A 12,457-nucleotide genomic window follows, 5' to 3' on the forward strand; every position below is an offset into this window, starting at 1 on the left:
TTTCAGACACTTAGCTTTTTAGAACATATGAACTTTGAATTTGCCCCTATCCTACTTGCCCATTTACTGTAACCGCCCTATTAACCGCGTGTTGTTTGGTTAAAGTTTTGTGGGTATAGGTCACGGATGTTCTTATGGTTGGTGGTCATGATATTTCTCAGAGCATGTTCGAGCCACTGTTGGGGATTGACGTCATGTAATTTACAGATGCCGAAGAAGGAATAGATCATGGCCGCCCTTTGGGCCGCTTTATGGGAGCCGGCAAACAGGTAGTTTTTTCTGCCGACCACCATTGATCTGATTTCCCTTTCCACGGGATTGTTGTCGATCTCCAGTTTACCGTCATACAGGTAATTGGACAGTTCGGCCCATCTGTTTGCCGAGTAGAACAGGGCTTTTCTCAGCCCACTTTTGGGCAGGGCCTTGGGCAGCTGCTTCTTGATCCACTCGGACATTTTGTTGATCACCGGCAAGGCCTCGTCCAAACGGAGCTTCTTGCGGTCTTCGGCAGAGAGGTTTTCCTTCTTGGCCTTTCTTTCCACATCGTAAAGCTTGCCGATAAAGCCCAGGGCCTCGGAAGCGGCCTTCTTGTTTTCCACCAAGGTCTCAAAAAACTTTCTCCTTGCATGTGCCCAACAGGCCAGGTGGGTGACCTGCTTATTGGCCACATAATGTTCGTACACGCCATATCCATCACTCTGCAGGTAGCCCTGAAAGTTTTCCAGTATGGCACTGGGGCCTTCCTTGCTCCGGGTAGGCCGGTAATCAAAGAGTACGGTGTTTTCCAAAGGGTTATGGTATACCCAGTAGTAACCCGTGTGGCAGGCGCCCTTCTTGTTGTCGCTGTCCAATACCCGGATGGTACTCTCGTCCACCATAAGATAGCCCATGGCCTTGGTGTCGTCCACCAGACAGTCGTACAGGGGTTCGAGTTTTTCCAGCCCCTGTTTCACCCATCCCTCAAGTGTGGTGGGCGCTATGGGGATCTTTTCCCGTTTGAAACGCTGCGCCTGCCGGTACAGCGGCATATGTTCCAGGTATTTCCTTGTAAGGATGTCGGTGAGCAGGCCGTAACCCGGGATGCCCTTTGGAATGGCCCTTTCCGGCAACAGGCCGATCTTTACCCCGGCACTGCTGTACCTGTCCTTTGGGGCATACTTATAGCGGATGTATCTTCTGCGGATATATTGGGCAGGGATATAGTCCAGCTCTTCGGTCACTTCCTTGCCGATACACTCCATGCCGGAAAGGTCCCCTTCCGGATGGATCTCGATCTCTTCCACGGGAAGGTGGTCGGGCAAGGGCTGTCTGCCCGTATGGGCGGGACGTTTCTTGCGGATGTATTCCACCTTGCGGGAAAACCCTTCCTGCTGTTGCTGTTCTTGCTCTTGGTCAGGTTCAAAGGGCAGGGCCATCTGGTCCTTGTTCCCTAAAAAGCGCTCCCGCTTCTGGGCAAAGGACATGCGCTTGAACTTCTCGATCATCGCCAACAACTGCTTCTCATAAGCTTCTTTCTCGGCCAGGATACGTTCCTTCTCGGCTATCACCCGCTCACGGTCGGCCACCTGTTGCTCTGACTTTTGCAGCAGGGCAAGCAGTTCGGCTTTGGTCAACTGGTCGAGTGGCTTTGACATGCCCGAAAATAAAACCTCCCGCTTATAAAACCATGGACTTTTTTTCCACAGCCCCTGTGGAAAAAAACCTCAGGAGATGATTTCGGCCATTCTGGCTTCAAAAAGCTGTCCGTAGGACTAACAGAAGGGCATACAGCCCCGAAAAGCTGAACACGGGTCAGTAAAAAAAATCAACCGGGGATATACCGGGGACGCTGCCGGTAGCCTTCCACCTGGATGCCCGCGACCATCAGCACCAGTTCGGGCCAATCCAGCACGCCGTCACCCCTGTCCTCCGGGAGCAGGAAAGTGCCTTTTTCCAATCGTTTGTAATAGACCACGAAACCGCCCTTCTCCCAGTGCAGGAGTTTGATCAGGTTGCGGTGGCGGTTGACAAAGACGAACACTTCCCCGGAGACCGGGTCACGGTCCAGTTCATTGGTGACGATCCCGGAAAGCCCGTTGAACCCTTTGCGCATGTCAACCGGGCTGCGGTACAGGAAATATTGGTGGTGGGAGCCCAGCGAAAACATCAGTACAGCCTGATCAGGTTGGACAACAGCGATAGGTCCTCGGACGGCACCCGCAGCTTTACCCCGTTCGGGTACACCACTTCCACCGCCTCTGCAGGAACACTGCTGCCCTGGGTACGGACCGGTAGAAAACCAGTGGGTTCCCGGACCTGTTCCCCCGCCAGCTTTCGGTACCAATAATTGAACTTGGGATAACCGATCCCCTTTCGCGCACTGAAGGATTTCTGCGTCAGACCGCTGCTCTTGTACTCTTTGACAAGGGCGGCCATTTCTTCTTGTAGGTTCATCACTTTTGCTTTTTCCACAAAGCTATGCGGTCAAAACACGCCATGAAACATGTACTTTATAAGGTGGTTACCGAACAATCATAGATTTCAGCACTGTAAAGTCACGACACTCAGGAATATACCTCCTCCTCCTTTTGCTCGGAATTGGAACGACTGGTTTTGCGCTCTATAGCAGGTACCCTGAACGTACGCGAAAAATATTAGGACTAAAATGAATCGGCTGATCGCAATTGTGATGAATGAATGGGGCTTCATCGGTAAAGATATTTTCTTGGTGATTGAAAAGTCCGCCACAAGTTTTAACTTTAAATCAAGGCGTGGATCTGTGAAAGAGGAAGGATCCGTGCCTTCTAATCCGCACTCATTATAGCAGGTCATTGTTCGTAACTCTGAAAAAATTCCCGAACGATAATGGATTATCAAACATACGAACCACATATAGACTTAAAATCGCTTGTGAGTTGTTATTGGACTTTGGAAGTACCAATGCAAAACGAACCGCAAAAACAACGAATCGTACCGGATGGCTGTATTGAAATGGCATTTATTCTCGGAGACGATATAAAACGGTACACTTCCGAAAATAAATTTATACTACAACCTCGTGCAATGGTGCTCGGACAAACAGTTGAACCTTTTTTCATTGAGCCAACAGGATTTGTCAAAACATTTGCTATTCGATTTTATCCTTATGGATTTGCCAACTTTGTATATAAACCAATCCCAAATTTGGTAAATAAAGAAACACCATTAAATCAACTTTTTGAAGTAGAAACAGTAACTGATTTAGAGCAAAAAATAATCAAAGCAAAAAACACGGAAGAGCGAATAAACATTATCGAAAAATTTCTTTTGGACAAGCTTAATGATGAAAAAACGATTAATGCAATTGTAAAAAACACCGTAGATTCCTTGTTATCGACAAACGGAAAAGCTTCAATAACCTCAATTTTTAAAGATGAACCTTCAAAACGAAGACAACTCGAAAGAAACTTCAAAAAACAAATTGGTTTAAGCCCTAAAAAATTAGGAAAGCTAATTCGCCTACAAACTGCTTTAAAAATGTTACTCAACCAACAGTCGGAAAACCTGACCGACATTGCCCATAACAGTGAATATTTTGACCAGGCACATTTTATAAAAGACTTTAGAGAGTTTACAGGAATAAACCCCAAAGAGTTTATTGCTCACGAAAGTTTTGCTCTTTCAGCCCTTTTTTATAAATAATCCAGGTGTCGCATTTTTACAATTTTAACCGACTTTCAGCTATTAGTTTTGTTCTGTTGAAAACAAACTAGAAATGAAAGAAAAAAATTTTATCGCAATTATTGCCTTAACATTCGGTATTATGTCTTGTAGAAACGAAAATTCTTCAACTCCCGACCACAGGCCCACCCAAGAAACAAATACAAAAAGCATAAATAATATGAGCAGTTACATCTCAATTTTTGAAATTCCTGCAACGGACATTTCACGAGCCATCAACTTTTACAAAGAAATTTTAGTAGTGGATATTGAAAAATTAGAATTTCCAGAAATGGAAATGGGCCTGTTCCCTTACCAAGACCAGATGGTAACAGGAGTTATTATGAAAGGTGAAGGTTACGAACCTTCTGCCAACGGAGTAACTATTTACCTGAATGGAGGAGATAATTTGCAAACCATTCTTGATAAAGTAGAAAACAACGGTGGAAAAATTATTGTTCCTAAAACACCTCACACAGACGAAAGTGGATTTTTTGCTATTTTTCACGACTCGGAGGGAAACAAAATCGGACTTCATTCGCCAAATTAGGAAAAAGAACGAATGCACAGCAATGTGTATAAGCAATAGCGGTTTGAGTGCCCACTCGAACCGTTTTTGCATTTAATTAAGTATCTTGTAAACTGAAAAGTTTGGGCTTCAAATATTCGCTACTGCTTATATACAAACTGTTAGCGGTAATTAAACACAAAATGAAACATTGTAATTTAATTTCAAAATTGACTATTATTTCGCTTCTCGTTGTGTTTTTCTCTTGCAATGATATTTCAAATAAAAAAGAAAAACCAACCACAGAAAAAAAGAACTTGCCTAAAGTAGCAATATTGGGAATGTTACACTTCACTTCAAAAAACAATACAGTAAATCAAAAGTTCACCGAAGTTAAAAGCGAGAAAAGACAAGCAGAAATTAAAATATTAATTGAATCACTTAAAAAATTCAATCCTACAAAAATAGCCGTGGAACGACCTTATCGCTCGGAGGAAGCACTCAACGAAAAGTATACAAGTTATTTAAACGGTACATATGAACTGACCGAGGAAGAGACCGACCAAATTGCTTTTCGTTTGGCAAGAGAATTAAACCATAAACGTTTATTTTTAGCATATTCCCCTGTCCAATATGCTTTTGACTCGACTGTTGCCTTTGCTGAACGGAATGGCCAATCCAAACTGATAGACGCAATTATAGAAAATGCTACGGAACTGGCGAAGGAATATGATAAAATTGCTTCGAACGGTACTATTCAAGATGCAGTCTACTACCTTAATACCGACAGAGCAATAAATAAAAATCATTTTGGCTATATTCTATTAAGTCAAATAGGAAATGAGAAAAATAAAATTGGAGCAGAAACTGTTGGAGACTGGTACAAGTCAAACATTAAAATTTTCGATAATATTAGACAACTTGCTGATTCAAATACAGAAAGGATTTTAGTGATTTATGGACAAGGACATCTAAAAATATTGAATCAACTCATAAAAGACACACCCGAATTAGAACTTGTTAAAGTTAATAAATATTTAAAATAACTACCGCTAATAGCTTAGCATTCTGACGGCTGGAACAGTATAGTCTAAAAGCAGTATTAAACGAGTGGTGTTGGGAAAGGGACAATTATAGGGAAAACTTTTCCCCTTTTGTGTTCTTGGAGTTGGAATCTAAAAATCGGTAGCTCTGAGCGGCTTTTTTTCCTGCTGTTTGGTAACGTTTAGGCCTTTCATTGTAATGGTTATAGCCCTTTGAATAGCTCTTCGGGCTGCTTTATGGTTTTTGGGCATAAGTTTCCCCTTACACCGTTTGGTGTCCCCTTTGGTCGAAGCGTGCCACCGTATGCAGCGTACCAGTCCTGCAGCCTGGGGATTTCCTGAGTAGGGAATCGGTACTCTTAGCTTCCTCAAGGTCCACTTCGCCGGTCTGGCACTCTATAATGGCCTTGTGGTCCTTTTAAAAGACCGAGGCCAGGTTGCCGCAATGCCGGATGCGGGTAAATCCCTTGGGGAGGATATGGATTAAGAAACTCCTGAGGAATGCTCCTGCTTCTGGGGCGAATTCGAAAACCTTCAATGAAAATTAAATGTATAGAAAAGTATCTAGGCAGCATAACTAGGCTGAGACTGAAATAGAAAAAATGATAAAAAACAAAAAAGCGAAATCGATTGTACGCATTGTATTGCTTGTCGGTACGGTAATATCGTTGTTCTTTGTGCCATGGATTTTGGTAAAGGCATGGGTTTTACCGTTGCCTGATACGGTTCAAGAACAAGTAGATGAAGCCATCGGACACGGATTTGATGGAATGATTGTTTATGTGGACCAAGCAGGAAAACAACCCCAATTTTATACAGGTGGGTGGAAAGACAGAGAAAATAAAATTCCAGCCGACCCAACATCTCTCTTCAAAATTGCCAGCATTAGCAAGTTATATACTGCAGTGGCTGCTACAAAATTGGTGAAAGAAAAACACTTGTCTTTTGGTAAAATGCTTACTGATTATCTTCCAGAGCTTAGAGGTAGAATTGAAAATGCGGAAGAAATCACCCTAAAGATGATGATTCAGCATCGGTCTGGAATTCCAAATTTCACCAATAATCCAGCGTTTTGGGAAAACGAAGAAGAAAATGGTAAAAACGCCTTAGATTTTGCTTTAGACTTACCTGCCAGTTTTAAACCAGGCAAGGGATATGAATATTCCAATACGAATTATTTGTTGCTTCGTATGATTTTGGATAAGGTTTTGGGATACAATCATCACGAATATATCAAAGAAAAAATCTTAAAACCTTTAGAACTAAACAACACTTTTTTTTCGATTAACGATGTCAATTTAGATGATGTAATGAGCGGTTATTACGTAGGAATTGAAGAAGACTTTAAGGCACGTGATAATGGAATGTTGGCAACAGCAGAAGACGTTGCCATCTTTATTAGAGCCTTAAATAATGGGTCGGTGTTTGAAGAAGGAGAACAAGAAATCTATCCTTACGAATATAATCACGGCGGTTTAGTGGTTGGTTACCAAAGCTTGGCAGAATACCACAAAGATATAGATGCGGTGGTTGTTCAGTTTATCAACACAACAGATTTTGAAGGCTATGAGTGGAATTTATCAGAAATTACCATTAACCGAATTGTATCAATCATTAGGAAAAAAATTCACTAAAACAATCAAGCTACGATTCATACATTGACCGTTGGAATTAATATGGAACCGATTCGTTTTTGGTGTGTTTTCACACCAAACAGCAACGTTATCGCAAGACAAAGTATCTCATTAACAAAACCGAATGGCGAGTGGCTAAAAGCCCAAGTGGACAATAAAGAGTATTCAAGAAAAAGTGAATTAGTCAACGGCTTGATTAGGATGTATCATGACGGAGTTGAAAAATTGGGAATAACTCAAGCGGACAAATATTTTGACATTATTGCTGAACGACTTTTTTTCCTTTTAATCAGTAGTTTATATAGAAAAGGGATATAAACGATGCGTTTGTGGAGTGGATTGTATTTATTATAAAGTCAGTAAAAATACAGTTGAAATAATGGCAATCGTCAGACGACAAGATTTGAATGAAAAGTTATGACTGAATTTATCTTTATTTATCGGAACAATCATAAGCCACAAAGGCTCTAAGTCATAAAGTAACTTTACCGCCCTTTCAGTGCAGGTTGCAGCATCCACTTGGTGCATTTGGGACTTTTTGGCCTTTTGGTTACACGTGGTGTTACCATTAAGCAAACTGCCAGTACCAAACTTTTCCGATTGACCCCTATCAGTGTTTATCAGTGTTCATCCGTGGCCAAAAAGAAACCTGAGGTGGTCAAGAATCTGTTTGGCCATCGAAATAGGCTAACCTCCATCTTTTCTGTTTGATCCAAAATAATGCTCAAACTGTCTAGGATAAACTTGGGGCCATAAAAATCGTATGACTATCCGAAAAGCTATAATATCATGAAAACCTCTGACAAACAGCACGAACGTATCGCCAACATGACCTTTGCCTCGGTTTATCCCCATTACCTCACCAAAGTAACTAAAAAAGGCAGGACCAAGGAAGAGCTCCACCAAGTCATCACTTGGCTTACTGGCTTCCATAATGAGGATATACAGCAACTAATCGAAGAAAAGGTAACCTTTAAAGAGTTCTTTGATCAGGCCACTCTCCATCCCAATGCCCCTTTGATCAAAGGCGTCATCTGTGGCTACCGGGTGGAAGAAATCGAAAATCCGCTCACCCGGCAGCTGCGGTATTTGGACAAATTGGTAGATGAATTGGCTAAAGGCAAAAAAATGGAAAAAATACTGCGCGAGCGTTGAAACACCCCTGCCCTAGCCTATTTTTCCATCTACAGATCAAACCAAAACGAATTAGACTAAAAGAATCAAAAACCTAAAGATCAACTGATCTTTAGGTTGTTTTCTGCTCTTCTCGGCCTTAGATGCCATAAAGTATATAGTAACCTAAGGGATCCTTCCGGCCATGACAACATTTATTTTCAATTTTTTAGGTAAAAAATACCATTTTCACGGTGTTGAATGCAGTTTAATAATGGTATAACTTGCCATCATAAGTTTTAACCATCTAACAATCAAATTATTATGGCAGTAACAATTTTTAAACTCGAAGATTATGCTGGGTCAACAGTCGAACTCGAAAAAGGGCAATATCCTACCGTCAGCATAGGAAATAACGAAATGAGTTCCATAAAAATCACACCTGGATGCTATGCCCATTTCTATTTGGACACAGGCTTTCGAGGCAGGTACTTGGTGCTTTTTGAAGGAGAATACCCCAACCTCCCAAATTGGAATAACAAAATCAGTTCGATAGAAGTCTTCGAACATGATGCTAAGATCAACCCCTTAGTAACGTTTTATGAGCACAAAAACTTCACAGGCTATCGCCAAAACCTTGCCGGGACCGGTCAAGACACCAGTTTTGATTTTCCGTTCTTTAAGAATGACGAAATAGGATCACTGAAGGTACCAGAAGGAGCCCAGGTAATCTTGTACAAGGACTCTAGGCTTAGAGGTGCTTCCTTGGAGCTGGGACCTGGAGACCATTATGATTTATCCATTTATGGCTTTAACAACTGTGTGTCCAGTGTGCAAATCATCCGACCAGACTTGGAACTGATCGGAATAGAATATACCAATGAGGTCATGGTGCCAAATGGAAGTCCTATCGGCATAGCCACTTCTACCAATAATGCTACCGACATTCCTCAAAACACCATTCTGACCCTGTCAAAAGAACTCTCCAAATCCACCACACGTTCATGGAGCAATTCCACCATGATTGGAATCTCTAAAAGCACTACAACCAGCGTGGGCGTATCAAAAGGACCTATATCCGCTGAAGTATCCCAAACCATTACTTCCACCCTGGAAAACACCTTTACCATTGGTAAGGAAGAGACCAAATCCGAAAACATTACCTTTTCCAAGCAGGTAAACATGACCATTCCTCCAAGGTGTGTAGGGCAAGCGAAGGTAATTCTGGAGCCAAAAAAATATAAGGTAAATGCAATCTACACATTTTTGGTAAAAGGAACCGATAATAAGTTTTACCAAAATGTAGAAATAGAGGTAGATGACTATGCCCATGGTGAGGCAGAAATAAGTGCCTGGCCAATACCGGCAGAAACTGAAAAAGTAGCTTCTTAGGCGATTGCCCAGTGTTATTATTGGCTGTAAGCCAATGACACCTTTTCAATAAATTCCCTTCTTGGCAATTCGTCCGAGGAGGGAGTATTGCTTTTGGGAGAACCCCTCCTATTTAATTTGAAAATCAACAGAAGCCAATTATCAATTTTAGTAGACTGTCTCATTTTTTACTAAAATCACCTACCTTTAGGTTAACAATACCATCAATATACCCAAACCAATCCACAAACTCTTCCCATCGAAAACGTTTAGATAAATGAAAACTGAAATGGAAAAAATGATGGCAGGCGAGCCCTATGATGCGCACTGTGAGGACATGATCCGTATCCGCACAAGAGTCAAGCGCATCCTGCACAAGCTCAATGTCACCGAGTATTATACAGACAAGTTTCAGGCGACCATCAACGAACTGTGTCCCAATTCAGCCAAAGACCTTCATCTTGAGCCTCCATTTCACTGTGATTATGGACAGAATATCCATGCCGGTGAAGGTGTTTTCATCAATTTTGATGCAGTTATTTTAGATGGTGCCAAGGTGACCATTGGCAGAAAGACGCTGCTCGCTCCGGGTGTACATATTTATACGGCAAGGCATCCCCTAAATGTGGAAGAAAGAAGGGAATGGGAAGACTGTCGTCCCGTTACCATCGGTGAGGAATGCTGGATCGGCGGCCATGTCACCATCTGTCCGGGGGTGACGATTGGCGATCGTGCGGTCATAGGAGCGGGAGCCGTCGTGACCAAGGACATTCCCGCGGATAGTCTGGCGGTGGGCAATCCTGCCAAAGTCATCAAAACACTGAATGAAAAAGACCACAAAACCACTTACAAGACCTAATAAGCCCTACAAAAAACATTTCACCGTTTCCACAGGCGTTGACCGTGTCAGCATATGCATGTTTTTCGGACAATGACCAAAACCACGAAACCAATCGGATCATCAGAATCTAAAAGAAGTCCATGCCACTCCTGCCCTCTCCTTCTCTGGTTATCCCTTCTCTTTCTATAATTGATTCATGGCCTTATGCTGCTCAAAAAAATGATCGTTTTACTTGCGTAGCCAAATAGCTACGCGTATATTAGTAGTCAAATGGCTACATAAAAAACAATCCTTAACATGAAACGAAGACGTGACCCATTTCAAGCCATCGCCGATCCCACCAGAAGGGCCATATTGGTGCTTTTGGCGGCACAGGCCATGACCGCAGGTGCCATTGCTGAAAACTTCGATGCAGCACGTCCAACCATTTCCAAGCATCTCCTCGTGCTTCAAGAATGTGAACTCATCGATTCAAACCAAAAAGGCAGGGAGATCATTTATGAAATAAAGCTGGACAAAATGAAGGAAATCGATCATTGGCTGCAACAGTTTAGAAAAATCTGGGAAAGCCGCTTTGACCAATTGGACAACTTATTATCTCACCTCAACCATAAAAAACCATGAAAACGAAACTTGCATTTGATTTTCTTGTGAACAGGAAAACCAATACGATGACCATTAAAAAGGAATTTGAAGCCAGTCGCCAGCTGGTGTGGGACTGTTTTACGAAAAGTGATCTGTTGGATCAGTGGTTTGCGCCGGAACCTTACCGAGCGAAGACCAAGCACATGGATTTCACCGAAGGAGGATATTGGCTTTTTGCCATGATTAGCCCAGAGGGCGAAAAATACTGGAGCCGTTTAGACTTCAAAGAAATCAAACCGATCGACCATTATACCGCAAATGATGTTTTCTGTGATGAAGAAGGCAAAGCATCTCCTGATCTTCCAGAAGGACACTGGAAAACCCATTTTACCAATTCGGCGGAGACCACCACCGTGAAAATCCTGATCAGTTACCATTCACTTGAAGACTTGGAAGTGGTCGTCAAGATGGGCATGCAAGAAGGACTTACCCAAACACTGGAACAGTTGGAAAAACTCCTGAAAACCCTTTCCAATTAAGCCGTGTAATCCATTTGCGAACGGACTGCTTCGCCTATTTCCCAATAGAAGCCTGGGCCATCAGTCCCTTTTTTACTTTACCCGTTCCCACAAAACCGATTTGCCAAAAGCCGGCATGCCCAAATACCCGCGAACCTCTAATTGGTCCTCATCCCGCTTAAACCGCGCCAAACACCGATAAATCTTCCCGCTTTCCGGGTCATACAGCTCTCCATCCACCCATTCGCCATCCTCATAAGCTAGTCCTTCCAGGATATTGAGGCCTAAAATCGACCTTTCTCGCAGCGATGGATCTTCATTTTCCGTATCCAGAGGAGCCTCGGCTCCTTCCTCCATGTCTGCCAGCCAAATGACCTTTCCATTGTATCCTTCCTTTCCTCTGAAGATCGCTATCTTCGCCTGCTCATCCGTGGTGAACCACTCTCCTTCTATTTTATCTTGCTGGGCCTCAACGGTTCCCACCACTATCAATTGGGTTAAAAAACCAATTATCAGTATGTTATAAATTCTTTTCATCGGTAACAAATATAGAAATTTAGTTTTATAGCACATTTAAAAGGAACTCCAAACATTGTTTTGTAGTTTTGCATTTTAAAATTGAATCAGCACATGAAAAATTCAGAGATAAAGTTCAACATCGACTTGGACGAAAAGAACCTACCGAAAACCATTACCTGGGACGCTACGGACAAAGAAAGTGAAGGTGCGGAACAAACCAAAAGCATTAGCCTTAACGTTTGGGACAACCTGAACCACAGCACCCTCAGGATTGACCTTTGGACAGATGATATGTCCGTGGTAGAGATGAAGCGGTTTTACATCGATATATTGGGAGGCATGGGCCAGACCATCCTTAACAGCACTGGCGACGAATACATGTCAGAAGAAATCAAGGAACTTTGTGATCGATTGGTAAAACACGTCAACGAAGAAAACAACAAGACGAAGTAACACAGACCAGTTTTCGATTCATACCCTTAAAAAAAGGGCAGCCCCTGACGCCAGCGGCTGCCCTTTTTTATGCTCCTGCAATGTTAAATTATTGCCTTCAACCCCAAAATTATCCGGTACACACCCGCAATAAATAATTTTTTACCTTATATTAACTAGGCGATTAGTCATTCAATTGGCTAAATGCAATTAGC

16 protein-coding genes are annotated in these 12,457 nt (G+C 42.5%); 11 read left to right on the forward strand and 5 right to left on the reverse strand.

All coding sequences use genetic code 11. The features are described from left to right. Positions 1 to 80: 80 nt before the first annotated feature. From tnpC to tnpA, 3 genes are all read right to left on the reverse strand, one after another. Positions 81 to 1,634, reverse strand: coding sequence for an IS66 family transposase (tnpC, locus tag ECHVI_RS17840; protein ID WP_015267032.1), 1,554 nt, complete (start codon positions 1,632 to 1,634; stop codon positions 81 to 83). A 170-nt stretch (positions 1,635 to 1,804) separates the two neighbouring features. Further along, positions 1,805 to 2,146 carry an IS66 family insertion sequence element accessory protein TnpB gene (gene tnpB / locus ECHVI_RS17845; RefSeq protein ID WP_015267031.1) on the reverse strand — a complete coding sequence of 114 codons (342 nt, stop codon included), beginning with the start codon at positions 2,144 to 2,146 and terminating at the stop codon, positions 1,805 to 1,807. Then, positions 2,146 to 2,451, reverse strand: coding sequence for an IS66 family insertion sequence element accessory protein TnpA (tnpA, locus tag ECHVI_RS17850; RefSeq protein WP_041738757.1), 306 nt, complete (start codon positions 2,449 to 2,451; stop codon positions 2,146 to 2,148). The genes tnpB and tnpA overlap by 1 nt, the downstream gene beginning before the upstream one ends. A 393-nt stretch (positions 2,452 to 2,844) precedes the next feature. Here tnpA and ECHVI_RS17860 point away from each other — a divergent pair, with 393 nt between their 5' ends. The 3 genes from ECHVI_RS17860 to ECHVI_RS17870 all read left to right on the forward strand — a co-directional run bounded on the left by ECHVI_RS17860 (position 2,845) and on the right by ECHVI_RS17870 (position 5,232). Then, positions 2,845 to 3,660: an AraC family transcriptional regulator gene (locus tag ECHVI_RS17860; RefSeq protein ID WP_015267428.1), complete on the forward strand. Its 816-nt coding sequence runs from the start codon at positions 2,845 to 2,847 to the stop codon at positions 3,658 to 3,660. Between the two features lie 73 nt (positions 3,661 to 3,733). Beyond that, the gene (locus ECHVI_RS17865; protein WP_015267429.1) at positions 3,734 to 4,228 is read left to right on the forward strand and encodes a VOC family protein; all 495 of its coding nucleotides are present in this window, start codon (positions 3,734 to 3,736) and stop codon (positions 4,226 to 4,228) included. A gap of 161 nt (positions 4,229 to 4,389) precedes the next feature. Further along, the gene (locus tag ECHVI_RS17870; RefSeq protein WP_015267430.1) at positions 4,390 to 5,232 is read left to right on the forward strand and encodes a DUF5694 domain-containing protein; all 843 of its coding nucleotides are present in this window, start codon (positions 4,390 to 4,392) and stop codon (positions 5,230 to 5,232) included. Between the two features lie 415 nt (positions 5,233 to 5,647). Here the strand turns inward: ECHVI_RS17870 and ECHVI_RS24310 are convergent, their stop codons facing one another. Further along, on the reverse strand, positions 5,648 to 5,767 hold the full coding sequence (locus tag ECHVI_RS24310) for a transposase (protein WP_157501507.1): 120 nt from the start codon (positions 5,765 to 5,767) through the stop codon (positions 5,648 to 5,650). Between the two features lie 64 nt (positions 5,768 to 5,831). Between ECHVI_RS24310 and ECHVI_RS17875 the strand changes: the two genes are divergently transcribed. From ECHVI_RS17875 to ECHVI_RS17910, 7 genes are all read left to right on the forward strand, one after another. Further along, positions 5,832 to 6,863, forward strand: coding sequence for a serine hydrolase domain-containing protein (locus tag ECHVI_RS17875; RefSeq protein ID WP_015267431.1), 1,032 nt, complete (start codon positions 5,832 to 5,834; stop codon positions 6,861 to 6,863). A 42-nt stretch (positions 6,864 to 6,905) separates the two neighbouring features. Further along, positions 6,906 to 7,181 (forward strand): hypothetical protein, encoded by a 276-nt coding sequence (locus ECHVI_RS23970; RefSeq protein WP_015267432.1) that lies wholly within the window; start codon positions 6,906 to 6,908, stop codon positions 7,179 to 7,181. Between the two features lie 471 nt (positions 7,182 to 7,652). After that, entirely contained in the window at positions 7,653 to 8,018 is a 366-nt protein-coding gene (locus ECHVI_RS17890) for a DUF2200 domain-containing protein (protein ID WP_015267433.1), read from the forward strand. 282 nt (positions 8,019 to 8,300) lie between these two features. Further along, positions 8,301 to 9,368, forward strand: a complete 1,068-nt coding sequence (locus ECHVI_RS17895; protein ID WP_015267434.1) for a beta/gamma crystallin-related protein — start codon at positions 8,301 to 8,303, stop codon at positions 9,366 to 9,368. A 256-nt stretch (positions 9,369 to 9,624) separates the two neighbouring features. Then, positions 9,625 to 10,206 (forward strand): sugar O-acetyltransferase, encoded by a 582-nt coding sequence (locus ECHVI_RS17900; protein ID WP_041738846.1) that lies wholly within the window; start codon positions 9,625 to 9,627, stop codon positions 10,204 to 10,206. A gap of 279 nt (positions 10,207 to 10,485) precedes the next feature. Further along, entirely contained in the window at positions 10,486 to 10,812 is a 327-nt protein-coding gene (locus ECHVI_RS17905) for a metalloregulator ArsR/SmtB family transcription factor (protein WP_015267436.1), read from the forward strand. Then, the gene (locus ECHVI_RS17910) at positions 10,809 to 11,312 is read left to right on the forward strand and encodes an SRPBCC family protein (protein ID WP_015267437.1); all 504 of its coding nucleotides are present in this window, start codon (positions 10,809 to 10,811) and stop codon (positions 11,310 to 11,312) included. The genes ECHVI_RS17905 and ECHVI_RS17910 overlap by 4 nt, the downstream gene beginning before the upstream one ends. A 72-nt stretch (positions 11,313 to 11,384) precedes the next feature. Here ECHVI_RS17910 and ECHVI_RS17915 read toward each other — a convergent pair whose 3' ends face one another. Next, the gene (locus tag ECHVI_RS17915) at positions 11,385 to 11,828 is read right to left on the reverse strand and encodes a DUF2147 domain-containing protein (protein ID WP_041738848.1); all 444 of its coding nucleotides are present in this window, start codon (positions 11,826 to 11,828) and stop codon (positions 11,385 to 11,387) included. A gap of 93 nt (positions 11,829 to 11,921) precedes the next feature. On the opposite strand from ECHVI_RS17915, the gene gldC reads away from it, so the two are divergent. After that, positions 11,922 to 12,263, forward strand: coding sequence for a gliding motility protein GldC (gene gldC / locus ECHVI_RS17920; RefSeq protein ID WP_015267439.1), 342 nt, complete (start codon positions 11,922 to 11,924; stop codon positions 12,261 to 12,263). Positions 12,264 to 12,457 lie beyond the last annotated feature (194 nt).

Origin of the sequence: Echinicola vietnamensis DSM 17526 (assembly GCF_000325705.1) — a bacterium.
Taxonomy (GTDB): Bacteria; Bacteroidota; Bacteroidia; order Cytophagales; family Cyclobacteriaceae; genus Echinicola; species Echinicola vietnamensis.